This is a genomic window from Candidatus Methylomirabilota bacterium (assembly GCA_035764725.1).
In the GTDB taxonomy this organism is placed as follows: Bacteria; Methylomirabilota; Methylomirabilia; order Rokubacteriales; family CSP1-6; genus DASRWT01.
Genome location: DASTYT010000043.1, coordinates 14,542 through 40,722, shown reverse-complemented (window position 1 = coordinate 40,722; position 26,181 = coordinate 14,542). Strand labels below are relative to the sequence as shown.

General features: G+C 70.1%; 26 protein-coding genes and 1 pseudogene. 19 read left to right on the top strand and 8 right to left on the bottom strand.

Going from position 1 to position 26,181, the window contains the following annotated elements; genetic code table 11:
- The first annotated feature begins 103 nt into the window (after positions 1 to 103).
- Together VFX14_05990 and VFX14_05985 are read left to right on the top strand one after the other, a co-directional pair.
- A complete protein-coding gene (locus VFX14_05990) occupies positions 104 to 307 on the top strand; it encodes a hypothetical protein (protein ID HEU5189222.1) in 204 nt (67 codons plus the stop codon).
- Positions 304 to 1,398 carry a hypothetical protein gene (locus VFX14_05985; GenBank protein ID HEU5189221.1) on the top strand — a complete coding sequence of 365 codons (1,095 nt, stop codon included), beginning with the start codon at positions 304 to 306 and terminating at the stop codon, positions 1,396 to 1,398. Before VFX14_05990 ends, VFX14_05985 begins: the two co-directional genes overlap by 4 nt.
- 57 nt (positions 1,399 to 1,455) lie before the next feature.
- Here VFX14_05985 and VFX14_05980 read toward each other — a convergent pair whose 3' ends face one another.
- The 3 genes from VFX14_05980 to VFX14_05970 are packed head-to-tail and all read right to left on the bottom strand — an operon-like array spanning position 1,456 to position 4,511.
- Positions 1,456 to 2,301, bottom strand: coding sequence for a carbohydrate ABC transporter permease (locus VFX14_05980; GenBank protein HEU5189220.1), 846 nt, complete (start codon positions 2,299 to 2,301; stop codon positions 1,456 to 1,458).
- Positions 2,301 to 3,233: a sugar ABC transporter permease gene (locus tag VFX14_05975; GenBank protein HEU5189219.1), complete on the bottom strand. Its 933-nt coding sequence runs from the start codon at positions 3,231 to 3,233 to the stop codon at positions 2,301 to 2,303. Before VFX14_05975 ends, VFX14_05980 begins: the two co-directional genes overlap by 1 nt.
- A 3-nt stretch (positions 3,234 to 3,236) precedes the next feature.
- Positions 3,237 to 4,511, bottom strand: a complete 1,275-nt coding sequence (locus tag VFX14_05970; protein ID HEU5189218.1) for an extracellular solute-binding protein — start codon at positions 4,509 to 4,511, stop codon at positions 3,237 to 3,239.
- A 312-nt stretch (positions 4,512 to 4,823) separates the two neighbouring features.
- Here VFX14_05970 and VFX14_05965 point away from each other — a divergent pair, with 312 nt between their 5' ends.
- From VFX14_05965 to VFX14_05935, 7 genes are all read left to right on the top strand, one after another.
- Positions 4,824 to 5,030, top strand: coding sequence for a YMGG-like glycine zipper-containing protein (locus VFX14_05965; protein HEU5189217.1), 207 nt, complete (start codon positions 4,824 to 4,826; stop codon positions 5,028 to 5,030).
- A gap of 26 nt (positions 5,031 to 5,056) precedes the next feature.
- The gene (locus tag VFX14_05960) at positions 5,057 to 5,350 is read left to right on the top strand and encodes a hypothetical protein (protein ID HEU5189216.1); all 294 of its coding nucleotides are present in this window, start codon (positions 5,057 to 5,059) and stop codon (positions 5,348 to 5,350) included.
- Between the two features lie 94 nt (positions 5,351 to 5,444).
- Positions 5,445 to 6,644 carry a Gfo/Idh/MocA family oxidoreductase gene (locus VFX14_05955; protein HEU5189215.1) on the top strand — a complete coding sequence of 400 codons (1,200 nt, stop codon included), beginning with the start codon at positions 5,445 to 5,447 and terminating at the stop codon, positions 6,642 to 6,644.
- A gap of 30 nt (positions 6,645 to 6,674) precedes the next feature.
- Positions 6,675 to 8,426, top strand: a complete 1,752-nt coding sequence (locus VFX14_05950; protein ID HEU5189214.1) for a PHP domain-containing protein — start codon at positions 6,675 to 6,677, stop codon at positions 8,424 to 8,426.
- Positions 8,423 to 9,037 carry a hypothetical protein gene (locus tag VFX14_05945; protein ID HEU5189213.1) on the top strand — a complete coding sequence of 205 codons (615 nt, stop codon included), beginning with the start codon at positions 8,423 to 8,425 and terminating at the stop codon, positions 9,035 to 9,037. Before VFX14_05950 ends, VFX14_05945 begins: the two co-directional genes overlap by 4 nt.
- Positions 9,034 to 9,996, top strand: a complete 963-nt coding sequence (gene ligD, locus VFX14_05940) for a non-homologous end-joining DNA ligase (protein HEU5189212.1) — start codon at positions 9,034 to 9,036, stop codon at positions 9,994 to 9,996. Before VFX14_05945 ends, ligD begins: the two co-directional genes overlap by 4 nt.
- A gap of 29 nt (positions 9,997 to 10,025) precedes the next feature.
- Positions 10,026 to 11,099, top strand: coding sequence for an ATP-dependent DNA ligase (locus VFX14_05935; GenBank protein ID HEU5189211.1), 1,074 nt, complete (start codon positions 10,026 to 10,028; stop codon positions 11,097 to 11,099).
- Here the strand turns inward: VFX14_05935 and VFX14_05930 are convergent.
- On the bottom strand, positions 11,044 to 11,928 hold the full coding sequence (locus tag VFX14_05930) for a TAXI family TRAP transporter solute-binding subunit (GenBank protein HEU5189210.1): 885 nt from the start codon (positions 11,926 to 11,928) through the stop codon (positions 11,044 to 11,046). The genes VFX14_05935 and VFX14_05930 overlap by 56 nt on opposite strands.
- Before the next feature lie 176 nt (positions 11,929 to 12,104).
- Between VFX14_05930 and VFX14_05925 the strand changes: the two genes are divergently transcribed.
- Positions 12,105 to 13,136 (top strand): rod shape-determining protein, encoded by a 1,032-nt coding sequence (locus VFX14_05925; protein ID HEU5189209.1) that lies wholly within the window; start codon positions 12,105 to 12,107, stop codon positions 13,134 to 13,136.
- A gap of 12 nt (positions 13,137 to 13,148) precedes the next feature.
- Here the strand turns inward: VFX14_05925 and VFX14_05920 are convergent, their stop codons facing one another.
- Complete coding sequence (locus tag VFX14_05920; protein ID HEU5189208.1) at positions 13,149 to 14,195, bottom strand: hypothetical protein; 1,047 nt, start codon at positions 14,193 to 14,195, stop codon at positions 13,149 to 13,151.
- 41 nt (positions 14,196 to 14,236) lie between these two features.
- Between VFX14_05920 and VFX14_05915 the strand changes: the two genes are divergently transcribed.
- The 4 genes from VFX14_05915 to VFX14_05900 all read left to right on the top strand — a co-directional run bounded on the left by VFX14_05915 (position 14,237) and on the right by VFX14_05900 (position 19,187).
- Positions 14,237 to 15,688, top strand: coding sequence for an amidase (locus VFX14_05915; protein ID HEU5189207.1), 1,452 nt, complete (start codon positions 14,237 to 14,239; stop codon positions 15,686 to 15,688).
- A gap of 86 nt (positions 15,689 to 15,774) precedes the next feature.
- Positions 15,775 to 17,340 (top strand): ABC transporter substrate-binding protein, encoded by a 1,566-nt coding sequence (locus VFX14_05910; GenBank protein HEU5189206.1) that lies wholly within the window; start codon positions 15,775 to 15,777, stop codon positions 17,338 to 17,340.
- Between the two features lie 64 nt (positions 17,341 to 17,404).
- Complete coding sequence (locus tag VFX14_05905; GenBank protein ID HEU5189205.1) at positions 17,405 to 18,349, top strand: ABC transporter permease; 945 nt, start codon at positions 17,405 to 17,407, stop codon at positions 18,347 to 18,349.
- Positions 18,342 to 19,187, top strand: coding sequence for an ABC transporter permease (locus VFX14_05900; protein ID HEU5189204.1), 846 nt, complete (start codon positions 18,342 to 18,344; stop codon positions 19,185 to 19,187). The genes VFX14_05905 and VFX14_05900 overlap by 8 nt, the downstream gene beginning before the upstream one ends.
- A gap of 9 nt (positions 19,188 to 19,196) precedes the next feature.
- On the opposite strand, the gene VFX14_05895 is transcribed toward VFX14_05900, so the two are convergent.
- The gene (locus VFX14_05895; protein HEU5189203.1) at positions 19,197 to 19,946 is read right to left on the bottom strand and encodes an inositol oxygenase family protein; all 750 of its coding nucleotides are present in this window, start codon (positions 19,944 to 19,946) and stop codon (positions 19,197 to 19,199) included.
- Positions 19,947 to 20,037: 91 nt separating this feature from the next.
- Here VFX14_05895 and VFX14_05890 point away from each other — a divergent pair, with 91 nt between their 5' ends.
- From VFX14_05890 to VFX14_05870, 5 genes and pseudogenes are all read left to right on the top strand, one after another.
- Positions 20,038 to 20,970, top strand: a complete 933-nt coding sequence (locus VFX14_05890) for an ABC transporter substrate-binding protein (GenBank protein ID HEU5189202.1) — start codon at positions 20,038 to 20,040, stop codon at positions 20,968 to 20,970.
- Between the two features lie 227 nt (positions 20,971 to 21,197).
- Positions 21,198 to 21,491: pseudogene (locus VFX14_05885) on the top strand (thioesterase domain-containing protein).
- A gap of 14 nt (positions 21,492 to 21,505) precedes the next feature.
- Complete coding sequence (locus tag VFX14_05880) at positions 21,506 to 22,402, top strand: alpha/beta hydrolase (GenBank protein HEU5189201.1); 897 nt, start codon at positions 21,506 to 21,508, stop codon at positions 22,400 to 22,402.
- The gene (locus VFX14_05875) at positions 22,399 to 23,568 is read left to right on the top strand and encodes a CaiB/BaiF CoA-transferase family protein (protein ID HEU5189200.1); all 1,170 of its coding nucleotides are present in this window, start codon (positions 22,399 to 22,401) and stop codon (positions 23,566 to 23,568) included. Before VFX14_05880 ends, VFX14_05875 begins: the two co-directional genes overlap by 4 nt.
- Before the next feature lie 249 nt (positions 23,569 to 23,817).
- Positions 23,818 to 24,672: a PEP-CTERM sorting domain-containing protein gene (locus VFX14_05870; protein ID HEU5189199.1), complete on the top strand. Its 855-nt coding sequence runs from the start codon at positions 23,818 to 23,820 to the stop codon at positions 24,670 to 24,672.
- On the opposite strand, the gene VFX14_05865 is transcribed toward VFX14_05870, so the two are convergent.
- Positions 24,657 to 25,109, bottom strand: a complete 453-nt coding sequence (locus VFX14_05865; protein ID HEU5189198.1) for a DUF3237 family protein — start codon at positions 25,107 to 25,109, stop codon at positions 24,657 to 24,659. The genes VFX14_05870 and VFX14_05865 overlap by 16 nt on opposite strands.
- 4 nt (positions 25,110 to 25,113) lie before the next feature.
- Entirely contained in the window at positions 25,114 to 26,118 is a 1,005-nt protein-coding gene (locus VFX14_05860; protein HEU5189197.1) for an LLM class flavin-dependent oxidoreductase, read from the bottom strand.
- Between the last annotated feature and the right edge of the window lie 63 nt (positions 26,119 to 26,181).

Sequence of the window (26,181 nt, the reverse complement as noted above, 5' to 3'; positions counted from 1 at the left end):
GCCGTCGCCCACGATCCTGGAGGCGCTCACGACGTGCGACGTCGCCCTGGTCGGCAGCGCCGACTGAGGGTCGTGCACGTCGTGGAGTATCCACGGCGCCATCGTGCTGGAGCAGAAGGGGATTCCGTCCGTCGTCATGGGCACCCACGAGTTCGAGCAGCTCGCGCGGCTCGAGTCGAAGAACCGCGGCATGGCTGACCTGCCGCTCGCGCTCGTTCCCCATCCGCTCGGGGGCATCCCCGCGGAGGAGGCCGCCGCGAAGGCGGATCTCGTGATCGATGTCGTGGTGAAGGCGCTGACCCGATGACCCTCCATACTGGACCCGCGGCGAAGACGTTCAAGATGGACGAGTCGTACGCCGCCATCAACCGGCTCTATCAGGAGCGGGGCTGGACGGACGGACTCCCGATCGTGCCGCCCACCGAGGAGGCGGTGGCGGCGATGCTGCGCTACACGGACCGCCAGCCGCGCGACGTGATCGCGGTGCTGCCGCCGCGGCAGGGCGAGGCCACGATGGAACGCATGGCCATCAACGCGGTGATGGCGGGCTGCCGCCCGGAGTTCTTCCCGGTGGTGGTGACCGCGATCGAGGCGCTGTCGGATCCCGCCTTCAACCTCGATTCCGTGCAGGCCACCACGCACCCGGTGGCCCCGCTCATGATCGTGAACGGGCCCATCGCCCGCGAGCTCGGCATCAACGGCGGCTACAACGCGTTCGGCCAGGGTTTCGCGCCGAACCTCACCATCGGCCGCGCCGTCCGCCTCATCCTCATGAACGTGGGCGGTGGCCTGCCCGGCACGGGCGACCGTTCCACCCAGGGCAGCCCGGCGAAGATTTCGTACTGCGTGGCGGAGAACGAGGAAGCCAACCCATGGGAGCCGCTGCAGGTGGAGCTGGGCTATCCGCGGGAGACGAGCACCGTCACCGTGTTCGGCTGCGAGGGCCCGCACAACATCCAGGACCACTACAGCTACACCGGCCTCGGTATCTTGAAGGTGGTGGCGGGCGCCATGGGGCAGGCGGGCAGCAACAATCTCCTGTCTGGCGGCGCGCCGCTGCTCACGCTCGGCCCCGAGCACGCGGCGACGATCGCGCGCGACGGGTTCAGCAAGAAGGAAGTGAAGGCCTTCATCTTCGAGCACGCCCGCTACCCGCTGGGGCGGCTCCACCACGAGTTCCGCAAGTTCCTCGTGGAGGGCCGGAAGAATCCCGACCGCGACGACGCCATGGTCCCCATCGTGAAGTCGCCCGAGGACATCACGATCATCGTGGCGGGCGGGGCGGGCAAGCACTCGTGCTGGCAGCCGACGTTCGGCGACCAGACCCGGCCCGCGCACCGGGTGATCCGCCGCCGCGACGACACGCCACTCCAGCGCGTCGCGGATATCGTCCGCTAGACACTTCGAAGCATCGCGGGGGGGCCGCGCCGACGCTCGGCGCGGCCCCCGCGACCTTCAGCTCTTCACCGACCCCGCGGTGAGGCCTTCCACGTAGTACTCCACGAAGAACGAGTAGATCAGCGCCACCGGGATCGAGCCCAGCAGGGCCGCCGCCATGAGCTGCCCCCAGTAAAAGACGTCGCCGCGGATCAGCTCGGTGATGGCGCCCACCGGCACCGTGCGGACGTCCGACTTGGCGAGGAAGATCAGGGCGTAAAGGAACTCGTTCTGTGCCAGCGTGAAGGCGAAGATCCCGGCGGAGAGGAGGCCGGGCACGCAGAGGGGCAGCACCACGCGGGTCATGGCCTGGAGCCGGCTGGCCCCGTCGATGCGCGCCGCCTCCTCCAACTCGCGCGGCACGCTCTTGAAGTATCCCATGAGGAGCCACGCACAGAAGGGGATGAGCAGCGTGGGGTAGGTGAGCATCACCGCGGAGAGCGTGTTCCCGAGGTCGAGCCGGTTGATGATGTCGGCCATGGGGATGAAGAGGAGCGGCTGCGGCACGAGATAGGTCGCGGCCACCCCGATGGCCACGAGGGCCGCGCCGGGGAAGCGCATGCGGGCGAGGGGATACGCCATCATCGTGCCGATCACCAGCGACACCACCGTGGTGACCACCGCGACCAGCATGGTGTTGTAGGTCCAGGTGAGGAAGTTGGTCTCGGTGAGGAGGTCGTAGTAGTGCTTCAGCGTGGGCTGATGCACGATCAGCGGCATGATCTTCGCGTTGTAGAGCTCCCGGTTCGGCTTGATGGACGTGATGGCCATCCAGTAGAACGGAAACAGCATCGCGACCATGCAGACGCCCAGCGGCACGTAGATCTTGAGCGTGCGCGCGCCGAAGCTCTTACCCCCGACCATCACTCGCGCCTCAGGTAGAGCGTCAGTCCCACGATGAGGAGAGCCAGCGCGGGCAGCATGGACAGGGCCACCGCCGCGCCCGAGCCGAGCTGGCCCGCGCTCATCCCCACGTCGAAGGCGTACGTCGCGAAGAGGTGGGTGGCGTTGGCGGGGCCGCCGTGCGTGAGGGCGTACACGAGCTGGAAGTCGGAGAAGGTGAAGATCACCGAGAACATCGTCACGATGATGAGCACCGGCTTGATCACCGGCACCGTGATGTGCCAGAAGCGCTGCCGGGTGGTGGCGCCGTCGATGGCCGCCGCCTCGTAGAGATCGGGCGAGATGGTCTGGAGCCCGGCCAGCAGCGTGATGCCGTAGAAGGGCACGCCGCGCCACACGTTCACCGCGATTATCGACACCATGGCGAGGTGCTTGTTGCCGAGCCACGAGAAGTTGTTGGTGATGAGGCCCGAGTGGAGGAGCGACCAGTTCACCACGCTGAAGGTCGGATCGAGGATCCACATCCACGCCACCGTGCTGAGGATGGTGGGGACGATGAAGGGCAGCAGGAGGAACGCGCGAGCGAGGTTCCGGCCGCGGAAGCGCTGGTTCATCACGAGGGCCATGGCGAGGCCGCCCGCCGCCTTGAAGATGGTCGTGACGACCGTGTAGACGAACGTGTTGCTCGCCACCTGCCAGAACACCGGATCCTGGGAGAGGGCGACGAAGTTCGCGAGGCCCACGAAGGTGCCGGGCTGGGACACCCGGCGGGCCTGCAGGCTCAGATAGATCCCGTAGAAGAACGGGTAGGCAACGAACGCGAGCAGGAAGAGGACGCCGGGGATCAGCAGGAGCCACGAGAAGACGCCCTCGCGCTCCACGAACCCGCGCAAGGTCAGCGGTCGGTCCGCGGCCGGGGCGGGCCGCGCCAGGGACGCCGGGCCGACCGCCATGCGCTACTTCGCTTTGTAGATCTGCTTGAGCTGGGACGCGGCGGTCGCGATGACGTCCTTGGTCGAGTCGCCGCGGCACGCCTTCGCGAACATGTCGACCAGCACGTACTTGGCCACCGCCTCGGACATGGCCGCGCTCGGGGGGCCGGGCCACCCATGCAGCCGCGACGTCTTCAGCGACTCCTTGTACGGGAGGTAGCGCGGCTCCGGTCCCCACATCGGGTGATTGTCGTACTTGGTGAGGAACGGCGCGTAATACGCGTCGCCGGAGGTGAGCCACCGCGACATCTGCTTGTCGTCGTAGAGCCAGGACAGAAACGCCTTGCACGCGGAGATGTCGGGCGCGTGGTTGACGAGGACGTGCGACACCGGGTTCAGGATATGGAAGCGGCCCTTGGTGCCCTGCGGGTTCAGCCCGTGGTCGGTGACCTTGGCGATCTCCGGAAAGTCGCGCTTCGCAACGACCAGGATCGACGAGGCGTTGTTGGTGCAGGAGATCTGCTCGCCGAGGTAGGCCTTGTTGTTGTTCACGTCCGTCCAGCCCAGCACGTCCTCGAGCATCGTCTCCTGGTAGAACTTGCGACAGAAGTCCACCGCCTTCGCCGTCTCGCTGGAGTCGATCAAGACGGTCTTGCCGTCCTTGTCCACCTCGCGGGCGCCGTATGACCAGAAGAGCGGGTAGAGCCAGCCGTGGTTGTCGCCGAAGCCGTGGCCCAGCTCGAACCCGAATGGATGCCCCTTCTTCTTGAGGAGCCGGCCGGCGGCGAGGAGGTCGTCCCACGTATCGGGGAACTTGGTGACTCCGACTTCCTTGAACCAGTCCGTGCGATATACCTCGACCTGGCCGATGTTGCCCCACGGCAGGGCCTTCCACTTCTTGTTCACGACGACCGCGTCGTGGACGTTGTCGTGCCAGGGCCCGATCTGCGTGCCGATCTTGTCGGCGACGTCGGTGAGATCCACGAGGCTCGAGTCGAAAAGGTAGGGCTGGTTCAGGCCGGTCATCGCGATCTCCGGCCCCGACTTGGTCTCGATGATGGTGGTGAGGCGCGTGAGCATGCCCCCCACGCTGACCGCCTCGTAGCTCATCTTGATGCCGGTCAGCTTCTCGTACTCCGGTAGCAGGGTCTTGGCGAAGTAGTCGTCGAACGGCTTGATGAACGAGCTCTCGCGCACGACCGTCATCGCTTTCGGCGCGGCGGCGGCGCGACGGGGGACGAGGGCAGTGCCGGCGGCGCCGGCGAGGGTGGTGGCGAGGAACTCGCGACGAGTGGTCATCGATTGGCCTCCACGACAGTGTTGAAGTGGGCCAGCGAGCGGACCGGAATGTGCCCGGAAATGTAGGCCAGGGTTTTCACACTGTCAAGACCGCCCCGGGGAAATCGCGCCTTGGGGGCCGGTAGGAACTACCGTGTTCCCCGGCTCGAGCCGTCGCCGCCGCCCGCCGCCCTCTGAAATCGAGCCATTGCAGGTGGCCGGCACGGCCAGCCTTCCTTCGCCCCGTGGCATGCCCCTTGCCCCTGACGCACCAGAGGCACGCGAGTGCCTCAGCGATGTCCCACTTTAGGAGGGAGGAACACTATGAGTGGCGTGAAGAAGGTTACGGCGGTGCTCTCGCTCTCGGCTCTGGCGCTTGCGCCGGCAGGCTGTGGAACGGCCACCGGGACGGCGGTCGGCGCCGGAGCGGGCGCGGCGATCGGGGCGGGCACCGGCTACGGCGCGGGTAAGGGCGCGCTGATCGGCGCCGGCGTGGGCGCGGTGGGCGGCGCCATCTACGACATCACCAAGAAGAACTAGATCTGAGCGGAACGGAGGATCATTCCATGAAGGCGTTTGTCCTCACCATGCTCTCGGTGTCACTGGCCGGCCTCGTCGCGGCCGGCCCGCTCGCCGCACAGTCGAACACCAATACCGGCGCGCCGAAGTGCCAGCCCGCGAAGGCGCCAGAGAAGGTCTCGGGCCAGGTCGTCGAGATCAGCTCGACGGGCGACCGGATCAAGATCCGCGACGCCGCGGGCGGCCAGCACGAGTTCCAGACCAACCAGGAGACGACGCGAGACCTGAAGATTGGGGACCGCATCGAAGCCTCGCTCCGTCCGCTCCCGAAGTGTCCGTGAGCCTCGCCGCCGGCGAGGTCTCCAGGTAGACTTGGGCCCGGCTCGTGCCGGGCCCAAGTCATGTCACCCCGTCGTAGCATCTGGAGGATCCCGCATGGCGGACCGTCGGCATCTGGGAGTGGGCGTGGTAGGCGCGGGGTTCGTGGCCCGCCTCCACGCCGAGGCCTATCACCACGTGCGCGGCGTCGACGTGGAGCTGGTTGCGGTCGCGTCGGCGCGCCGCGAGCGCGCGGAGGGCTTCGCGCGGGATTTCGGCGTGAGCCGCGCCGTCGCCGACTTTCGCGCCGTCCTCGACGACCGTGAGGTCGAGCTGGTGGACCTCTGCGTGCCTTCGCATCTTCACGCCGCGATGGCGGTGGAGGCGGCGCGCGCCGGTAAGCACGTGGTCGTGGAGAAGCCGCTCACCGGCTTCTTCGGCGACGCGGCGACGCCGCGGACCGAGATGCTGGGGCGGGCTCTCGCCAGCGCCGACGAGGTGCTGGAGGCTTGCGCGAAGGCGAGCGTCCGCCTCTGCTATGCGGAGAACTGGGTGTACGCGCCCCCGATCCAGAAGGCGCGGCGCCTTCTCGCCGCCGCGGGAGGCCCCATCCTGAGATTGGTCGGCGAGGAAAGCCACGGCGGCACCCACGCGCCGGTCAACAAGCGGTGGATCACCGGCGGCGGTGGCTCGCTCATCGGGAAGGCCTGCCATCCGCTGGGCGCCGCGCTGTATCTCAAGAGCGATGAGGGCACGCGACTGCGCGGGCGGCCCATCCGGCCGGTGTCGGTGAGCGCCGAGACGGCGAACCTCGCCGCCACCGAGACCTTTCGGGCGACCTCGCCGCGCTTCCTCAACACGGTGGAGGGCGCCGACGTCGAGGACTGGGGCACCATGCTGGTCGGTTTCGACGACGGCACGGTGGCGCAGATCTCCGCGGCCGACACCGTGCTGGGCGGCATCCGCAACCAGATGATCATCTATGGCGCCAAGGCGGTGGTGATCTGCAACATCAACCCCAACGACACCGTGCAGGCCTACGCCCCCGACCCCGCCGTCTTCGGCTCGGAGTACCTCGTGGAGAAGCTAGAGACCAAGGCCGGTTGGTCGAGCCCGCAGCCGGACGAGGACTGGACCTCGGGCTATCCACAGGAGATCCAGGACTTCGTCGAGTGCGTCGCCCTCGGCCGGGAGCCGCTCTCCGGCGGCGCGCTCGCGCGCGACGTCACTGCCGTGATCTATGGCGCATATCTATCCGCCGCGGAGGGCCGGCGCGTGGATCTCCGGCCGCATCTCGGGGAGCGCCGCCGCGCTTAGCGGCACGGCCCTTGCTGCGGCAGTTCCTCGATGGAGGGCCGTGACCGACTCGGCATCGCGCGGGCGCTGAAGGAGATGGCGCGCCTGCTGGACCTCGCCCGCGAGGATACGTTCAAGGCGCGCGCGTACGCGCGTGGCGCCGCGGTGCTCGAAGGCATCGACGACGCGACATTCGAGCGCCTCGTCGCAGAGGACCGGCTCACTGCCTTGTCGGGCATCGGCGTGGGACTCGCCGCTCGTATCATCGAGCTTCACCGCACCGGGCGCGCCGAGGCGCTCGACACGCTGCGAGCTCAGCTCCCGCCCGGTGCGAGCGAGCTGGGCCGGCTCGGTCTGCCGCTCGCGAAGATTGTCGCGATCCACCAGGCGCTCGGCGTGGAGACGCTCGCGGGCCTGCGGACGGCCGCCGAAGCGGGCCGCGTCCGCAACGTTAAGGGCATCGGCCCAAAGACCGAGGCGCGCATCCTCGAGGCGATCCAGCGGCTCGAGGCGCCGGGCCCGGCCCCCACGGGGACGCGCGCGCTGCTCGCCCAGGCGCTCGAAGCAGCCGAGCCGGTCCTGGCGCATCTGCGCCGGGCGCCCGGCGTCACCGCAGCCGAGATCGCGGGCGACCTGCGCCGGGGCCTGGAGATGGTGGACGGCATCGAGGTGGTGGTTGCCTCGACTACGCCGGCGGCGGCGCGCGCGCACGCGCTGGCCCTGCCCGGCGTGCTCTCGGTGAGCGAGAGCGGGCCGGCGGCCTACCGCGCGGTGCTCGACAACGGTCTCCCCCTGGAAGTGCGCGTCGGGCTGCCCGATCACCACGCGACCACGCTGCTCCACGCCACCGGCTCGTCCGCGCACCTCACGCATCTGGCGCGGCTCGCCGAGGGGCGCGGCCTGCACCTCACCCGCGGGGGACTCACCCGGTCCCCGAGCGGTCCCCCGCTCACCGCGCGCGACGAGGAGGACCTCTACGGCTACCTCGGCCTGCCGTTCATCCCGCCCGAGCTGCGCGAGGACGAGGGCGAGATCGAGGCCGCGCTGGAGGGCCGCCTGCCCGACGATCTGGTCGAGGAGGGTGACATCCGCGGCCTGGTGCACTGCCACACCGTATACTCGGACGGCCGCCACACCGTGGCCGAGATGGCGGCGGCGGCGGACGCGCTCGGCATGGCCTATCTCACGGTCACCGATCACTCGCCCACCGCGTCGTACGCCGGTGGCCTGTCCGTGGACCGCTTGCGCGCGCAGTGGGACGAGATCGCGCGGGTGCAGGAGTCGGCCTCGGTGCGCCTGCTGCGCGGGACGGAATGCGACATCCTCGCCGACGGCGCCCTCGACTACCCCGACGCGATCCTCGAGCAGCTCGACGTGATCATCGCGAGCGTCCATCAGCGCCACCGCCTCGGCCCCGAGGAGATGGCGCGCCGGCTCACTCGCGCGATGAGGCATCCCTGCTTCAAGATATGGGGGCACGCGCTCGGACGCCTCATTCCCTCCCGCCCACCCATCGACGTGGACGTGGAGCGGGTGCTGGACGTGGCCGCGGCCTCGCGCGTGGCCATCGAGATCAACGGGGATCCCCATCGCCTCGACCTGGCCCCGCAGTGGCTGCGCGCGGCGCGCGAGCGTAAGCTATCCTTCGTGATCTCGACGGACGCGCATGCCGTGAGCGAGCTGGGGAATCTGCGCTACGGTGTGACGATGGCGCGCCGGGGATGGGTGCGCCGGGTCGAGGTGCTGAACACCCTCGACGCCTCGGGCTTCGCCCGGGCGGTGGCGCCGGCAGGAACGCGGTGAGGCGGCGCATCTTCCTCCTCTCGCCCGCGCACTGCGGGGGCGAGCGGGCCCGCCTCGTGTTCAACCCCGACGCGCGCTTCGACCTCGCCCAGCGCCTGCGCGCCGCCTCCGGCGCGCCGCTCGGCGAGGTGTTCTCGTTCCTGAGCGGCCTCTATTTCCGCGGCAAGCTGGCCTACGCCCAGGCCTTCGCGCGCCCGCCGGCCGGGCGGCCCGGCGTGCTCGTGATCACGCCGACGGACGGGCTCGTGCTCGCGGAGGAGCCGGTAGGCTTCGAGCGCCTGCGCCGCTTCGCCGAGGTGGACATCGCCGTCGCCAACGCGCGCTACATGGAGCCGCTGCTGCGCGACGCGCGGCGCCTCGCCGAAGGGCTCGACGCCCGCTGCGACGTGGTGCTGCTCGGCAGCATCGCCACCGGCAAGTATCTCGAGCCGCTGCTCGCCACCTTCGGCGAGCGCCTGCGCTTTCCCGCGGACTTCGTGGGGCGCGGCGACATGAGTCGGGGCGGTCTCCTGCTCCGCTGCGCCCGCGCCGGCGCCGAGCTCGAGTACATTAGCGTGACCGGCGCGGTGCGCCGGGGGCCGCGCCCACCCCGCCTGGCGTCCTCGCGATGAGCCCGCGCGCCGAGGCCGCGACGCTGCCGCTGCCCGCCGCCGAGATGATCCCCGCCGACCGCGACACCGTGGAGCTGCGGCTGGGCGCCCGCGCCGTCACCCTCACGAACTTGCGCAAGCCCTTCTGGACGCGGCCCACGATCACCAAGGGGGATCTCCTCCGTTACTATGCGAATGTTTCGCCGTACCTTCTGCCGCATCTCCACGATCGCGCGATGGTGATGAAGCGGTACCCCAACGGGGCCGCCGGGGACTTCTTCTTCATGAAGCGCGCGCCCGCGCCGCGTCCCGACTGGATCGAGACGTGCGCCATCCGCCACGCGTCCGGCAACGTCATCGACTTCCTGATCGTGCAGGACCTCCTCTCCCTCCTCTGGGTGGTGAACCTCGGCTGCATCGACCTGAACCAGTGGTACGCACGCTGCGACGACGTGCAGCGGCCAGACTATATCCACTTCGATCTCGATCCCGTGCCCGCCGCCGGCTTTGCGAGGGTGCGGGAGACCGCGCTGGTTCTGCGCGAGGCCCTGGACGGGCTCGGCATGCCCAGCTATCCCAAGTCCACCGGCTCGCGCGGTATCCACGTCTACGTGCCGATCGTGCGGGGGCCGGACCAGAAGACCGTATGGGGCGTGGCCAAGTCCATCGCCTTAGCGCTGGCCAAGGCGCGGCCGGCCCTGGTGACGGCGGAGTACCGTGTCGCGAAGCGGCCGGCCGGCCGCGTGCTCGTGGACTACAACCAGAACGCCTGGGGGCGCACGCTCGCCTCGGTGTACTCCGTGCGGCCGCGCCCGCGCGCGCCGGTGTCCACGCCGCTCGCATGGAGCGAGGTGGCGGCCGATTTCGCCATCGAGGACTTCCGCATGGACAACGTGCCGGCCCGGCTCGCGAAGCTCGGCGACCTCTATGCACCGCTGCTCGCGAAGCGCGGCCGCTTCAACCTGGAGCGGGTGGCATGACCCTCCCGCTCCGCGCCGACTATGCGCCGATGGAGGCGCGGCTGGTGGACGCGATCCCCACCGGACCGGAGTGGCAGTACGAGCCCAAGTGGGACGGCTTTCGCTGCCTGGCCTTCCGGGACGGCGACTCCGTCGTGCTGCGCTCCCGCTCCGGCAAGCCGCTCGAGCGCTACTTCCCCGACGTGGTCGAGGCGGTGCAGGCGGTGCCGGCCTCGCGCTTCGTGCTCGACGGCGAGCTGGTCGTGCCGGTGGGGGCGCATCTGGCCTTCGACGAGCTGCTCCAGCGCATCCATCCCGCGGCGAGCCGCGTGCGGCGCCTGGCCGCCGAACGGCCGGCCATGTACATCGTGTTCGATCTCCTCGCGGACGACGAGGGCCGGTCGCTAGTGGCACAGCCGCTCGCGGAGCGGCGCCGCCGGCTCGAGGCCTTCGCCCGGAAGCATCTCGCGCGCGCGGGCGCGATCCGCCTCTCGCCCGCGACGGACGATCTCGAGGCGGCGCGGGCGTGGCTCGCGCGGGCCGGTGGCAACCTCGATGGCATCGTGGCCAAGGTGCGCGGCGTGCCGTATCTCTCCGGCACGCGGGACGGCATGGTGAAGGTCAAGCGCGGCCGCACCGCCGACTGCGTGGTGGGCGGCTTCCGCTACGCCACGAATGCGAAGGTGGTGGGCTCGCTCCTGCTGGGGCTCTACGACGACGCCGGGAAGCTCCACCATGTTGGCTTCACTTCGGGGTTTGCCGCCGCTGAGCGCAAGGCCCTGCTCACGCGCCTGCGGCCGCTCATGAGCGGAGCGGGGTTCACCGGCAACGCCCCCGGCGGGCCAAGCCGCTGGAGTACCGAGCGCACCGGCGAATGGGAGCCCGTCGAGCCGAAGCTCGTGGTGGAGGTCGGCTACGACCAGGTCACCGCCGGCCGCTTTCGCCACGGCACGCGCTTCCTCCGCTGGCGCCCCGACAAGGCGCCGCGGCAGTGCATGCTGGAGCAGCTGGACTCCGGCGCGCGCCCTCGGCTTGCCGCGCTGCTCGACGGCATGGCGCCGGCGGCGCCTAGTCGGGCGAGAGCCCGATCTCGCGCAGATAGCGCCGCGCGCCGGCGTGGATGAGGCCGGGCCGCGGCGCCGCCGCCACGGTGTTGGCGGCGGTGGTCTCGCGCGCCTGCGCGAGCCGCCGGCCGAGGGCGGCCTCGGCCCCGTGCACCGCGCGCGCGAGGCGGTAGGCGATCTCCTCGTCGAGTGAGGGACGCGCCATGACGAAGCTCCACGACCCCACCGACGCGATCGGCGCGCTCTGCCCCGGATAGGAGCCGGCGGGCACGGTCAGCGGCTTGAGGAAGGCGTGCCGGGCGAGGATGCGGCGGATGCCCTCCGCGTCGGGGACGATGAAGCGCGCGCCCGCCGGGCCGCGGGCCACCGCGACGAAGCCCGGCCAGCCGATGCCGCCGCCCCAGAGCGCGGCCACCCGGCCGTCCAGCACCATGGCGGGTCCGTCGCCGGCGGCGTCCAGGAACACCGCGTGAAAGTCGCGCTGCTGATCCAGCGCGAGGCCGTCCAGCACATAGCGGGCGAGGATGACGAGGCCGGAGCCCCGCGCCCCGAAGGCCACGTGGCGCCCGGTGAGGTCGGCGATCGTGCGGTACTCGGAGTCGCCACGCACCACGAACATGCCGGGCGTGGAGTACATGGCACAGAGGATGCGGAGATCGGCGCGGGGCCGACCGATGCCTTCCAGCGCCTCGTAGGCCACCTCGCCCTGCACGAGGCCCAGGTCGAGCTGGCCGGACTCGAGCAGCGGTACGTTCTCCGTGCTGCCTTTGGTGTGGCGGGTGACGACGGTGAGCGTCGGGTCGGCCTCGTTGACGCTCTCCGCGAAGGCCTGGCCATAGACGGGAAAGCCCCCGCCGGGCGTGGCGGTGCCGAGGGTCACGGTATCCACGCCGGGAGTGTAATCCCTACACGAACTCTGTGTAAGACTGCCGAGAGCGCGCCGGTCGCGTCGGGCGCGTCGTCCCCCTCCGCGAGCCGATCGAACCTGCTCTCGCGTATAGACATTCCCGAGCCCGACGGCCGGCCTCCGCGCCGCTGGCACATCCGTTGCCTTGGAACTCGCGGATGCTCCTTCGCTTCCTCAGCCACTTCTTCCCCAGCGACATGGCCGTCGATCTCGGCACGGCGAACACGCTCGTGTACGCGCCGGGGGAAGGCATCGTGCTCAACGAGCCCTCGATCGTCGCTCTGAGTACCGCAGACCGATCGGTGATCGCTGTGGGCGCGCAGGCCAAGGCGATGCTGGGCCGCGCGCCCGGCACCATCGAGGTGGTGCGGCCGCTGCGGCACGGCGTCATCGCCGACTACGACACCACCGAGAAGATGCTCTATCACTTCATCCGCCGGGCCCACCGGCGGCGGAGCCCCGTGCATCCGCGGGTGGTTATCTCAGTCCCCTCTGGGATTACCCAGGTGGAGCGGCGCGCGGTGCAGGAGTCGGCGAGCCACGCGGGCGCGCGCAGGGTGTTCCTGATCGCCGAGCCCACCGCCGCCGCCATCGGCGCGGGGCTGCCGATCTCGGAGCCCGGCGCGAGCATGATCGTCGACATCGGCGGCGGCACCACCGAGGTCGCGGTGATCTCGCTGTCCGGCATCGTCTTCTCGAGCTCGCTGCGTATCGCGGGCGATGACATGAACGACGCCATCGCCTCCCACGTGCGGAAGAGTCACAGCCTGCTCATCGGCGAGCGCCGCTCGGAGGAGATCAAGCTCTCCCTGGGCTCGGCCTATCCCGGCGCACGCGACAACGAGACCATCGCGGTGAAGGGGCGCGACCTCACCGCGGGGATCCCGAAGACGATCTACGTAAGCGGCGCCGAGGTGCGCGAGGCCTTGCGCGAGCCCATCGAGGCTATCGTGGAGGCGGTGCACGGCTGCCTCGAGAAGACTCCGCCCGAGCTAGCCGCCGACATCGTGGACAACGGCATCACCCTCACCGGGGGCGGCGCGCTCCTGCCCGGGCTCGATCTCCTGCTCCATCAGCAAACCGATCTGCCCATCACGATCAGCGAGGACCCGCTCACCTGCGTGGTGCGCGGCGCCGGCCGGCTCCTCGACGAGCCGGACGTCCTCGCGCGCGTCTCAATCCCGGTCTAGCGCCCCCGGGCCCTACGGGCTCTGCGGCAGCGGGGTGGGTCTCGCCAGTCCCGCGCGGACGCGGTCAAGACGGCCCGAGAGGTCACCGCGGAGCTGCCGCCGGCCCAGCGAGCGCTTCATGTCGCCGCCCAGCCCCGCGACCAGATCGGTGGAGACGCGGGCCACCACGAATACCAGGGAGCCGTTGCCCCACGGCAGCGCGCCGGTGAGCGTCTGGCTCGAGTTGTACGCGTGGCCCACGAAGAAATGCCGCTCCACGTGGAGGGCGAGCTCGGGGCGCACGTCGACCAACTGGTGGACCAGCACCGGATCCACGCGCCCCTGGAGCCGGCGCTCCACCCAGTAGAGCTGGCTGCCGCGCCCCGCGTGCTGGAGCGCGGGGTAGTGGAGCAGCGCGTCGACCAGGGAGGGCAAGACCGTCGTCAGCGGGCGCGCGTCCTCGGCGGCCAGGCGCAGCTCGGCGGCGGGATCCGTCGTGGTGCCGCCGCGGCGCGCGTAGGGCTCGACGGCGTCGAGCCCCCCGGCGCGATAGGCCTGGGTGCGCCGGAGCAGGATGGCGCGGTACTGGGTGCTCACGGATTCGGCCTGGAGGGCCCGCGAGGCGACGGGGAGCATCGCGCGCATTGCCCGCAGCCCGTCCATCTCCCTGCTCGAGAGATTCCACACCGAGCCCGGTCGCGCGTCGAGCAGCTCGTCGGCCTCCGCCGGACCGAGCCGCAGCTTGGCGAGCGAGGTGGCCTCGGCGCGTTCGGGTAGCGCGCCCCAGCTGACGACGCCGGGATCGCGCACCGCCAGCTCCGCCTCCGCCAGGTAGTCACCGACCCGCGGCACGGGAAGCGGCAGGAACATCATGAGGCCGGCGGCGAGATCGCGGTCCGTGCGCTCGGCGACGGCGAAGGGCACGATCTCGCCGCCGATGACGCGGCGCCGCTCATCCGCGGACATCTGCCGCAGATCCCAGGCATCGGCCGCGGGCGCGCGCGCCGCCGCCGGGGGGAGGAGCGACACGGTGAACATGCCGAGCATCAGCAGCGCGGTGGCCGGCCCCGGTCGCCTCATCGTTCCCGCCGCATGATACATTGTTGCCCCGGAGGTGCGTCATGGACGTCGTATTCGAGTCGGCCAAATCCCTCGCGTCGCTCATCCGGCGGCGGAAGATCGGCTGCCTGGAGCTGCTGGACCTCTACATCGCGAGGATGGAGAAGTACAACCCGCGCATCAACGCGATCATCACCACCGACCTCGACGCCGCCCGCAAGCGCGCCCGCGCCGCCGACGCGGCGCTGCGCAAGAGCCAGCCGTGGGGGCCGCTGCACGGCGTACCCATGACGATCAAGGAGTCCTACGACGTCACCGGCATGCCCACCACGTGGGGCGTGCCCGCGCTCAAGGGGAATCTCCCCGCCAAGAACGCGCTCACGGTGGACCGGCTGCTCGACGCCGGCGTGATCATCTTCGGCAAGACCAACGTGCCGATCTACCTCGCGGACTACCAGAGCTACAACGAGATCTACGGCACCACCAACAATCCCTGGGACGTCACGCGCTCCCCCGGCGGCTCCTCGGGCGGCTCCGCCGCCGCGCTGGCCGCGGGCCTCACCGGGCTCGAGGCGGGCAGCGACATCGGCTCATCGATCCGCAACCCTGCCCACTATTGCGGCGTGTACGGCCACAAGCCGAGCTACGGCGTGGTGCCGCCGCGCGGCCAGGCCCTGCCGGGCAAGATCGCCCAGGGCGACATCAACGTGGTGGGCCCCATGGGCCGCAGCGCAGATGATCTCGCGCTGGGCCTCGCCGCGATGGCCGGTCCGGACGAGATCGACGCGGAGGGCTGGCGGCTCGAGCTGCCGCCGCCGCGGCGCCGCGCGCTGCGCGATTTCAAGGTCGCGATCATGCTCACCGATCCCGTCTCCGAGGTGGACGCGGAGGTGCAGGACCGCATCCAGGCGGTGGCGGACTTCCTCGCGCGGCGCCGCGCCAAGGTGAGCGACCGCGCGCGCCCCGACGTGGACACCGCCGAGTCGCACCGCATCTACATCCAGCTCCTGCGCTCGGCGACCTCGGGGCGTCTCACGCCCGCGGAGTTCGAGGCGGAGCGGGAGGCGGTCGCGCGCCTGGCCCCGGGCGACGAGTCGTACTACGCGCGCATGATCCGCGCCAACACGCTCGCCCACCGCGACTGGCTCGCCACCAACGAGGCCCGCCATCAGCTCCGCTGGAAGTGGGCGGAGTTCTTCCGCGAGTGGGACGTACTGATCTGCCCGGTCGCCGCCACCGCCGCCTTCCCCCACGATCACGTGGGCGAGCGCTACCAGCGGACGATCACCGTCAACGGCCGGCGCGTGCCGACCGTCGACCAGCTCTTCTGGGCGGGCCTCTCGGGCGTGGTGTTTCTCCCCGGCACGTCGGCACCGGCCGGCTTCACGCCGGGCGGCCTGCCCGTGGGCGTGCAGATCGTGGGCCCCCAGTACGGCGACCGCACCACCATCGAGCTGGCGCGGCTGCTGGAGCGGGAGTTCCAGGCCTTCGTGCCGCCGCCCGGCTTCGCGTGAGGCGGCCGGCCTCCCCGTTGACAAGCCGGGCCGGCCTCCAGCACACTCCACGCACCTGACGCGACTCCCACCGCTGGAGGGTTCCCATGAGGGGTTCGGCCGTCGTGCGCAGCGTGTTCCTCGCTCTCGCCTTTGCCGCCGTCGCCGGCCTCGCCGCCGTTCCCGCGGACGCCCAGGTCAAGGGCGGGACGCTCCGCGTGGGCAATCTCGGCGAGCCGCCGTCGCTGGACGCGCATTGGACCACCGCCAGCATCACCGAGACCCTCACCAACCACATTTACGAGGGGCTCTACAGCCTGGACAAGGACAACAAGCCCATCCCGATGCTCGCGGAGAGCCACACCGTGAGCAAGGACGGCCTCGTCTACACGTTCAAGCTCCGCCAGGGTGTGAAGTTCCACAACGGCAAGGAGATGACGTCGGAGGACGTCGTGCCCTCGCTCACCCGCTGGGGCAAGCAGTCGATCTACGGCAAGGCGCTGTTCGCTCAGGTCGACACGTGGAAGGCGATCGACAAGTACACGGTGGAGATGAAGCTCAAGGAGAAGTCGGCCATCGTGCTCATCTCGCTGGCCGTGCCCAACAACTTCGGCGCCATCTACCCCAAGGAGATCGCGGAGAAGTTCGAGCCGGCGGTGAAAGCCACCGAGTACATCGGCACCGGCCCCTACAAGCTCGCGGAGTGGAAGCCCGACCAGTACATCCGCATGGTTCGCTTCGACGACTACAAGTCGCGTAACGAGAAGCCCAACGGCTACGGCGGGGGGAAGACCGCCTACCTCGACGAGATCCGTTGGGTGCCGGTGCCCGAGGTGGCCACGCGCGTCGCCCAGGTCGAGACGGGCGAGCTCGACTTCGCCGACGATCTGAACCTGGACGCCTTCGATCGCATCAAGCGGAATCCCGCGGCGCGGCCCATCGTGGCCAAGCCCTACTACTGGCTAGTAGCCGTCTTCAACAAGAAGGAAGGCCTGATGACGAATCAGAAGCTGCGTCAGGCCTGGCAGGCGGCGATCGACATCGAGCCGATCATGAAGACGGTGGCGGGCGGGAAGTCGGAGTTCTACAGGATGGACAACAGCCTGGTGCCCCTCGAGATCAGCGCCTGGCACACCAAGCTGTCGGGCCTGCCGTGGAACGAGCGCAACAAGGACAAGGCGAAGAAGCTCCTCCAGGAGGCGGGCTACAAGAAGGAGCCGATCCGCTTCATGACCACGCAGGAGTACAAGTGGATGTACGACTTCGCGCTGGTCACCAAGCAGCAGCTCGAGGACGTGGGCTTCAACATCGACTTGCAGGTGGTGGACTGGGCGACCCTGGTGAAGCGGCGGAACAACCCCAAGGAGTACGACGCCTTCACCACGGGCATCGGCACCGCCTACGACCCCACGCATTCCGTCTACCTCACGCCGAGCTGGCCGGGCTGGACCAGCGACGAGGACATCCTGAGCATCCAGGCGGAGCTGGCGCGGGAGACGGATCCCAAGAAGCGTATGGCGCTCTGGGAGAAGCAGACCCGCCAGTTCTACGAGAAGGTGCCGGTGATCCGCTACGGCGATCTGTTCGGCCTGCGGGCGGCCCGCAACACCGTCAAGGGCTTCAACGAGAGCACCGAGCGGGTCCGCTTCTACAACGTGTGGCTCGAGAAGTAGCCGGCTGAGGGGGGCGGGAGCCGCCACCGCGGCGGCCCCCGCCCCCCTGGCGTGCCGTCCCTCCGTGACCGCTTACATCGTCCGCCGCATCGTCGCCGTGATCCCCGTCATGGCGGTCGTGGTCACCATCGTCTTCCTCCTGATCCATCTGATTCCCGGCGACCCCGTCAGCGTCATGCTGGGGCCCGACGCGAGCCCCGCGCAGATAGGGGCCACCCGGGCGGCGCTGGGGCTGGACCGGCCCATTCACGAGCAGCTCTTCACGTTCTACGGCCGCGTGCTGCGCGGCGACCTCGGGCACTCGTACTACCTGGATCGGCCGGTGACGCGGGCGCTCGCCGAGCGGGCGGAGCCGACCATCGTGCTCACGCTCTGCGCGTTGCTGGTCGCGATGGTCATCGGCGTGCCTTCGGGCATCGTGGCGGCGGCGCACCGTGGATCCTGGTGGGACCGCGGCCTCATGCTCGTCTCGCTGCTCGGCGTGTGCATCCCCGGCTTCTGGCTGAGCCTCAACTTCATCTTCCTGTTCGCGGTGCGCCTGGGCTGGCTGCCCGCGGCGGGCTACGCCTCGATCCTCAGCGAGCCCCGGGCCGCCCTGACCTACATGGTGCTTCCCGCGGTGTCGCTGGGCTTCAACCAGTCCGCCCTCATCGCGCGCATCGCGCGCTCGTGCATGCTGGACGTGCTGGGGCAGGACTACATCCGCACCGCGCGCGCCAAGGGACTGCACCCCCGGGCCGTGACCTACGTCCATGCCTTCCGCAACGCCCTGGTGCCGGTGGTGGCGGTGATCGGCATCACCACCGCCATCCTCATCGGCGGCGCCGTCGTCACCGAGATCGTGTTCAACATCCCCGGGCTCGGCCGCCTCGTCATCTCCGCCATCCTGCGGCGCGACTATCCCGTCGTGCAGGGGGTGGTCCTCGTCACCGCGGCGGCGTACGTGCTGATCAACTTGATGGTGGACCTCCTCTACGCGTTCATCGACCCGCGGATCCGCTATGAGTGAGCGCGCGCGGCCGACCTGGTGGCGGCGGCTCCTGCGGCACCCCGGCGTGCTCACGGGCGCGGCCATTCTCCTCGTGTTCGTCCTCGCGGCGTTCCTCGCCGACGTGGTGTCCACGCACAACCCAACGCGCCTGGTACCGGGCAGCCGGCTCCTGCCGCCCGGCGCCGGTCACGTGCTGGGCACGGACGAGTTCGGCCGCGACGTCTACAGCCTCGTCCTCCACGGGAGCCGTGTCTCCCTCCTGGTGGGCGTGACCACGATGCTGCTGACCACGCTGGGCGGAGTGCTGGTGGGGCTGCTCGCCGGGTTCAACCGGCGGCTGGACACGCTCATCATGCGCGTGATGGACGGGATGATGGCCTTTCCCGCCATCCTGCTCGCCATCGCCCTCATGGCGGCGCGCGGCCCGGGCGTGTGGAACGTGATCGTGGCGCTCTCGGTCGTCTACATGCCGCGCACCGCCATCTTGATCCGGAGCACCGTGCTCGGCATCCGCGATCTCGACTACGTGCAGGCCGCCCGCGCCCTGGGCCGGCGCGACCTCGCCATCGCCTTCCGCCACATCCTGCCCAACTGCGTGGGGCCGATGCTGGTGCAGGGGAGCTTCATCTTCGCGTACGCCATCCTGGCCGAGGCCATTTTGGGCTTCCTCGGCGTGGGCGTGCCGCCCTACGTGCCGTCGTGGGGCAACGTGATCGCGAGCGGGAAGAACGTGATCCGCGAGGCCTTCTGGGTGAGCCTGTGCCCCGGGGTGGCCCTCACCCTCGCGGGGCTGTCGCTGAATCTCCTCGGCGACGGGCTCCGCGACGTGCTGGACCCGCGCCTGCGCGTGCAGTAGCGCGCCGGCTCACACCACCAGGGTGGCGGGCAGGAGGCGAGCGGCGAGGGGGCGGTAGTCAGCCAGGCGCTTCGGCGGAAGCGCGAACGGCGACTTGAAGCTCTGGTCGTAGTGCCGGAACGCCGTGAGGTAGCGCGCCACGTACGCGCGGTCGCGGTCGTCGAAAAGCGGCGCGCAGCGCTCGGGCACCATGCCCTGATAGCGAACCAGCCAGGCCACCGGCTCGTCCACGTCGTCCTTGATCCGGCTGTAGGCGAACTCACCATGATTCCACTGGAGCCAGGCGGCGTCGAGCCCGCCGCCGTGCTCGTTCGCACCGATGGGCGCGCGGGAGCCCACCACGTGCTCCGGCGCTTCGCCGGCGAGGAGCAGGAGCTTGCCCACGTCGTGGAGCATGGCGGCGGCGAGGAGCACGGGGTCCTCGACGTGGGCCGCCTCCATCGCCGCCAGGATTTGCAGCATGTGGAGCTGCTGGCTCGCGCCGTAGAGCAGGACGTCGGTGGGATCGACGCAGGCGGCCAGCCCCTCGAGGAGATCCCACGTGTTCACGAGGCCGTAGAGCGGCCGCGCGTACTTGGCCCGGAGGGCCGCGACCTGCTCGCGGGTCTGCGCCCGATGGCGACGCTGGATCTCGCCGGCCGCCTTGACGAAGGCGACGCGCTCGGGGACGTCGGGCGTGACGGGCGGGATCGCGCGGATCTCGTAGCCCCGCCGGGCGAGGGCATCCTGGATGAAGCGCTTCGGCGAGAGCGACGCCACGGGCCTCACGGTACCACGGCCCGGGGGGGCCGACATTCCGCGCGCGGGCCCGCGCGGCGCTGCTATACTCCGCGCCACCCGCGAGGTGCCCATGCGCCGCCTGACCGTGCCGATGCCGTTCCACACCCCGTTCTACGCGCTCCTTCCCGCCGGAGTCGCCCTCGGCCACTTCGCCGAGGAGGGCCTCGACGTCAGCGTGGTGCCCGCCTCCCGCTATCCGCGCGGGACGATGCAGGCGCTCCTCGACGGAGAGCTCGAGATCTGCCTCGGCGGCCTCATGCGAAGCTTCGAGCTGGCCGATCGCGAGGGCATTCACGTGGCGCACTTCGCCGAGGCGTGCAGCCGCAACGCCTTCTTTCTCCTCTCGCGCCGGCCCCAGCCGCGCTTCCGCTTCGCCGATCTCATCGGCAAGACGGTGCTCGGCTTCCTCGAGGCGCCGACACCATGGCAATGCCTCCTCACGGTCCTGCGGCGCCACGCGGTGGATCCCGCGCGGGTGCGCATCGAGCGCCACCGGCCCATGGCGGACGCGGCGGCGGCGTTCCGCGCCGGCGAGGGCGACTACCTGGAGACGACGCAGCCCATCGTCGAGACGCTGCTGCGGGAGGGCGCCGCGCACATCGCGGTGTCGATGGGCGAGGCGACCGGTCCACTGCCCTTCACCTCCTACATGGCGGCCCCCGCGCTGCTCTCGCGCGAGCCCGAGACCGTGCGGCACTTCACACGCGCCGTCTACCGCACCCAGCACTGGCTCGCCGGGCGCGCCGCCGCCGAGATCGCGAAGGTGGTCGCCCGCGAATACGCCGAGGTGTCGGCGCCCGTGCTGGAGGCCGCCATCGCGCGATATCAGCGTCAGGACACCTGGGCACGCGATCCCTTGCTTCGGCGCTCGGGCTACGACGTCCTGCAGCACATTCTCTCCAGCGGCGGCTTCATCCGGCGCTATCACCGCTACGCCGATCTCGTCGACACCGCCTTCGCGACCAGCGCCATGGACGCCCTGTCGGAGAAGTTGACGAAGTGAAGCGCCTCCCCGGAACCCCACCGGGCAACTAGCTATTATTACTAAGGGTTCCGGCCAGTACAGGAGTTGCTCTGATGGCTATTGCCTAGCCCTTGCGGGCCATCTCGGCAAGGATCAGCCCGTGCACGCCTTCGCCCCGCCCCGCGTGAAGCGCACGCCGCTGCCGACAACGGTGAGGCGATGGTGGGAGAGCCGCTGGCCGCCCTGCGCCGGCTACGCCGCACGGCCCCTATCGCATCGCCGGGTACTGCAACGGCGCGCTCGTCGCGTACGAGATCGCGCGCGCGCTCGTGGCCGACAACGAGCGCGTCGAGCGGCTGATCCTCATCGCCCCGGCGCTGCCTGCCGCCGTGCCGCCGCCCACGCGCTGGACGCCGCGGCGGATCTGGGGCGGCGTCTGGTGGCGCGCCGCGCCGCGGGCCCGGATGCGGCGCATCCCGGGCGCGCATCTGAGCACGATCACGACCCATGTCGCCGAGCTGGCCCAGCAGATGCGCGCTTGCCTCCACGGCGAGGATTGACGTATGAAAGGGGCATGCCCACTGCGCGCGTCGACGGGATCGGTCTTTTCTACGAGGAGGTAGGCGGGGGAGTCCCCCTCGTCTTCGTCCACGAGTTCGCGGGCGACTATCAGAGCTGGCATCTGCAGGTGCGCTTCTTCGCGCGCCGCTACCGGACCATCGCGTACAACGCCCGCGGCTATCCGCCGTCGGAGGTGCCGAAGGATCCCGCCGCGTACTCGCAGGAGCGCGCCGCCGAGGACATCCGGGGGCTGCTCGATGCGCTGGGCATCAGGAAGGCGCACATCTGCGGGCTCTCCATGGGCGGCTACGCCACGCTCCACTTCGGCCTCCGTCATCCCGACCGCGCGCTGTCGCTGGTGGTGGCGGGCGCGGGCTACGGCAGCATGGCCGGCGAGCGTGAGCGCTTCAAGAAGGACGTCGAGGAGACGGCGCGGCGCTTCGTGGACGACGGAATCGTCGCGGTGGCGGATTTCTACACCAAGGGCCCCACGCGCGTGCAGCTCATGGACAAGGACCCCAAGGGCTGGCGGGAGCTCTACGATCAGTTCGTCGCCCAGTCCGCCGAGGGCCACGCGCTGACCATGCGCGGCGTGCAGATGAATCGGCCCTCGGTGTACGAGCTCGAGAAGGGCCTCGAGCGGCTCGAGGTGCCTACCTTGATCGTCACCGGCGACGAGGACGAGCCCTGCCTCGAGCCTGCCCTCTATCTCAAGCGCAAGATCCGCTCGTCCGGCCTGCTCGTCCTGCCCAAGTCCGGCCACACCGTCAACCTCGAGGAGCCCGAAGCGTTCAATCGCGCCGTCCTCGATTTCCTGACCGCCGTCGACGCCGGCCGCTGGCCTCTGCGGAACCCGCGCTCGATCAGCCAGTCCGCCATACTGCCGCCCGACCAAGGAGCCCGGACATGAGCAGCCTGCCGCTGTCGCCCTACACCGTGATCGATCTCACCCGCGCGCGCTCGGGTCCCACGTGCGTGCGCCAGCTCGCCGACATGGGGGCGCAGGTGATACAGATCTCCGCCCGTGAGGACGAGCAGGGCGACTTTCCCCGGCGCGGATTCGACAGCCAGAACCTCCACCGGAACAAGCGGTCGATCACGCTCGACCTCAAGTCGCCCAAGGGCATCGACATCCTCAAGCGGCTCATCGCCAAGGCCGACGTCGTCGTGGAGAACTTCCGCCCCGACGTGAAGCGCCGCCTCGGCATCGACTACGAGACGTTGGCTCAAGACAACCCCCGGCTCATCTACGGCAGCATCTCGGGCTTCGGGCAGAGCGGGCCCTATCGGGACCGGCCGGGCTACGACCAGATCGCGCAGGGGATGGGCGGACTCATGTCCATCACCGGCCTGCCGGGGCAGGGGCCGGTGCGCGTGGGCATCCCCGTCGCGGACCTCACCGCCGGCATCTTTCTCGCCCAGGGGATTCTCGCGGCCTTGCTCGAGCGCGAGCGCTCGGGCCGCGGCCAGTGGGTGCACACCTCGCTGCTCCAGGCCATGATCACCATGCTCGACTTCCAGGCGGCGCGCTGGCTCATCGCCGGCGAGATCCCGCCCCAGGCGGGCAACGATCACCCGACGGCGATCCCCACCGGCGTGTTCAAGACCAAGGACGGGCACATCAACATCGCCGCGTCCGGCCAGAACATGTTCCGTCGGCTCTGCGAGGCGCTGGGCACCGAGCCCTTGCTCGAGGATCCGCGCTTCAAGACCGCGCCCGATCGCTCCAAGCATCGCAAGGCGCTGGCGCCGGAGCTCGAGAAGGCCTTTGCGACGAAGACCAGCGCGGAGTGGGTGGAGGTCCTCAATGTCAAGGGCGTGCCCTCGGGGCCCATCCTCGACGTGAAGCAGGTGTTCGAGAACGAGCAGGTGAAGCATCTGCAGATGGCGGTGCCCGTGAAGCACCCGGCTCTCGGCGAGGTCATGGTGCAGGCGCCGCCCGTCACGCTCTCGCGCACGCCCGCCTCGGTGCGCCGGCACTCGCCGGACACCGGCGAGCACACGGATGAGATCCTGAGCGAGCTAGGGTTTTCTCAGGCGGAGATCAGGGATTTGCGCGCCGAGAAGGTCGTGTAGGAACCCTGACAGTCCGTAACAGAGCGCGCCGCCCGCGATTCGTCAACCCTGGCAGGAAGTTTCGGGCCCGCACCTCGCATGGTGTAGAACCATCGGTCGGTAGTGTCACGCTGCCGGCCTGCCATCGGTTTACAGACCCGCCTCGTTTCAAATTGAAATCACATGCGCCATGGGCATTTGCGCGCCCGGCATGCATCATGCTGTTGCCAGCGATCGGTTCGCATTTTTACGTCGACAAGGAGGCACCCGATGCGTATCGGTCGATTCCTCGTGGCCGCACTCGTCATGACGCTCACTGGCGCGCCCGCTGTGAGTCACGCCTTCAGCATCATCCAGGGGATCGGCGCCGCGGGCACCCAGACCGCCGTGGCCGACTTCCGCACCGCCGTGGGCGACCCGAACAACGGAAACGACCCCGGGCCCCTGTCGTCCGGGCGGCGAGAAATCAACTGGGACGGCGGCGGCAACCCGAACGGCTCGCCCGGCGTCACCCCGTTCGAGGTATTCCAGAATCGCGGCGTCATCTTCACGACCCCGGGGTCCGGCTTCCAGCAGGCGCCGATCTCGACCGGTACCGGCAATCTGTCGGACGTGTTCGGCGTTGACTACAGCACGACGTTCCAGACCTTCAGCCCGGTACGCCTTTTCGTCCCCGTCGGAAGCACCGAGACCGTGGGCGTCTTCTCTGCCGCGGGGACGAACGGCCTCATCCCTGGCGGCACGAGCGCCTTCGGCGCCGTGTTCACCGACGTGGATCTGGCCGACTCGACTACCATCGAACTGTTCGGCCTGTCGGGCGACCTACTCGCGTCGGTGCATGTGCCGGCGGCGCCGGGGAACGGCGAGCTCTCCTTCCTCGGCATCATCCTCGATCCCTCCGATGAGCTCGCGCACCGCGTTCGCATCACCACCGGCACGAACGCGCTGGGCGTGGCGGACAATCCCGGCCAGGGCATCGACGTGGTTGCGATGGACGACTTCATCTTCGCCGAACCTCAGGTCGTGCCGGAGCCGAGCGCGCTGCTGCTGGTGGGCGTGGGCCTTCTCGCCCTCGGTGTGGCCGCCCGGACGCGGCGGTGCGGCGCCGGCTACAGCACCCGGTAGACGTCCAGCTCGACCCGGCGCGCGCGGCGGGCGGCGGTGGCGAGGCCGAGCACGCGGTTCAGCCAGCCGAGCCGCGCGTCGCCGGTGGTGAAGCGCAGCGCGGTGCGGAAGTAGTAGGCTGCCGGATCCACGTCTTCCCCGCGCGCGAGCCGCTCCAGCACGTCGGCGGCGCCGGTGCGCAGCCCGCGGCTCCGCACCTCGATCACGGCGCCGCCGCGCTCGCGCAGGGCGTAGTGGGCGTCGATGTCCAGCGTGCCGTCGTCGCGGCGCCACTGCCAGTCAGCGCCACCGCCCAGCACCTCCCCCTCCAGCCCCTCGCCCGTAAAGGTGCCGCCGAGAATGGGCACCACGCGACGCTCTCCCCCGGGAGCCGGCCCCAGCGAGCGCACCTCGCCCACCTCGGCCGACACGTGGAAGAGCGGCGCGAGCCCAATCACGCGCTCAGGCGAAGTGCGGCAGGACCTGCTCGCCGAGCAGGCGGATCGACCGCAGCACCCGCTCCTGGTCCATGCCCGGCCACTGCAGGCGGAACATCATGGCGGTGACTCCCAGGCGCTCGCGGTAACGCGCGATCTCCTCGCGGACCTGCACGGGGTCGCCGATGACAAAGCGGTCGCGCGCCAGCTCCTCGAACGCGTCGCTCCACGTCTCCCCCTGCGGCAACGCCTTGTCCTGCTCCCAGCGCTGATAGGCCTTGTACTTGGGCTCGAGGATGGGCCGGGCCTCCGCGAACGCCGCGGCCCGGCTGTCCGTGACATAGCACTCGCGGAGGAGCGGAATCTCCGCCGCGCGCGGACGCCCGCCGGCGGCGCGCTCGGCGTGGAAGAGGGCGAGCTGGCGCTCGAGCGTCGGCAGCGTGGTGTGGGGGTTGATGAGCCAGGTGTCGGCGAGCCGCGCTGCGCGCTTCACGCCGGCATCGCCGTTGGCGGCGAGCCAGATGGGCGGCCGCGGCCGCTGTAGCGGTGGCATCGAGATGCGCGCGTCGCGGAGCTGGAAATGCTTGCCCTCGAAGGAGGCCGGCTCGCCCGTCCAGAGGCGATCCAGCGCCTGGAGTCCTTCCACCATCCGGCCGACGCGCGCGCTCGGGTCGTGGCCCATCGCGAGATTCTCCACGTCCCGATAGCCGAGGCCGAGGCCCACGATGAGGCGCCCGCCGGTGATGACATCGAGGGTCGCGAGCTGCTCGGCGAGATCCACCGGCTGATGCAGGGGGAGGAGGATCACGCCCGTCCCAAGCGTCATGCCCTCCGCCTCCGCGGCGACGCGGGCCAGGGTGGGAATGGGCTGAAAGTAGGTGAAGGGGTCGGAGAGATAGTGCTGGCTCGACCAGATCGAGTGGAAGCCCACGCGCTTGGCCAGGCGCACCTGCTCGAGGTGCTCCTGGAAGCGGCGGGCCTGCGACTCCTCCGGGCGGTGCTGGACCGAGAGCCCGATGCCGAATTTCATGGAAGCGGCCTCCTCGAGCCTCAAGAAGCCACGCCCGCGCCATCGCTGTCAAGGGCGGCGACC

Excerpts from the sequence above, each read along its gene's own strand:
- VFX14_05975 (HEU5189219.1), bottom strand. The coding sequence starts at position 3,233 with ATGGCGGTCGGCCCGGCGTCCCTGGCGCGGCCCGCCCCGGCCGCGGAC.
- VFX14_05955 (HEU5189215.1), top strand. The coding sequence starts at position 5,445 with ATGGCGGACCGTCGGCATCTGGGAGTGGGCGTGGTAGGCGCGGGGTTC.
- VFX14_05960 (HEU5189216.1), top strand. The coding sequence starts at position 5,057 with ATGAAGGCGTTTGTCCTCACCATGCTCTCGGTGTCACTGGCCGGCCTC.
- VFX14_05970 (HEU5189218.1), bottom strand. The coding sequence starts at position 4,511 with ATGACCACTCGTCGCGAGTTCCTCGCCACCACCCTCGCCGGCGCCGCC.
- VFX14_05920 (HEU5189208.1), bottom strand. The coding sequence starts at position 14,195 with ATGAGGCGACCGGGGCCGGCCACCGCGCTGCTGATGCTCGGCATGTTC.
- VFX14_05875 (HEU5189200.1), top strand. The coding sequence starts at position 22,399 with ATGAGCAGCCTGCCGCTGTCGCCCTACACCGTGATCGATCTCACCCGC.
- VFX14_05870 (HEU5189199.1), top strand. The coding sequence starts at position 23,818 with ATGCGTATCGGTCGATTCCTCGTGGCCGCACTCGTCATGACGCTCACT.
- VFX14_05980 (HEU5189220.1), bottom strand. The coding sequence starts at position 2,301 with ATGGTCGGGGGTAAGAGCTTCGGCGCGCGCACGCTCAAGATCTACGTG.
- VFX14_05925 (HEU5189209.1), top strand. The coding sequence starts at position 12,105 with ATGCTCCTTCGCTTCCTCAGCCACTTCTTCCCCAGCGACATGGCCGTC.
- ligD (HEU5189212.1), top strand. The coding sequence starts at position 9,034 with ATGAGCCCGCGCGCCGAGGCCGCGACGCTGCCGCTGCCCGCCGCCGAG.
- VFX14_05910 (HEU5189206.1), top strand. The coding sequence starts at position 15,775 with ATGAGGGGTTCGGCCGTCGTGCGCAGCGTGTTCCTCGCTCTCGCCTTT.
- VFX14_05915 (HEU5189207.1), top strand. The coding sequence starts at position 14,237 with ATGGACGTCGTATTCGAGTCGGCCAAATCCCTCGCGTCGCTCATCCGG.
- VFX14_05890 (HEU5189202.1), top strand. The coding sequence starts at position 20,038 with ATGCGCCGCCTGACCGTGCCGATGCCGTTCCACACCCCGTTCTACGCG.
- VFX14_05860 (HEU5189197.1), bottom strand. The coding sequence starts at position 26,118 with ATGAAATTCGGCATCGGGCTCTCGGTCCAGCACCGCCCGGAGGAGTCG.
- VFX14_05880 (HEU5189201.1), top strand. The coding sequence starts at position 21,506 with ATGCCCACTGCGCGCGTCGACGGGATCGGTCTTTTCTACGAGGAGGTA.
- VFX14_05950 (HEU5189214.1), top strand. The coding sequence starts at position 6,675 with ATGGAGGGCCGTGACCGACTCGGCATCGCGCGGGCGCTGAAGGAGATG.
- VFX14_05900 (HEU5189204.1), top strand. The coding sequence starts at position 18,342 with ATGAGTGAGCGCGCGCGGCCGACCTGGTGGCGGCGGCTCCTGCGGCAC.
- VFX14_05935 (HEU5189211.1), top strand. The coding sequence starts at position 10,026 with ATGGAGGCGCGGCTGGTGGACGCGATCCCCACCGGACCGGAGTGGCAG.
- VFX14_05985 (HEU5189221.1), top strand. The coding sequence starts at position 304 with ATGACCCTCCATACTGGACCCGCGGCGAAGACGTTCAAGATGGACGAG.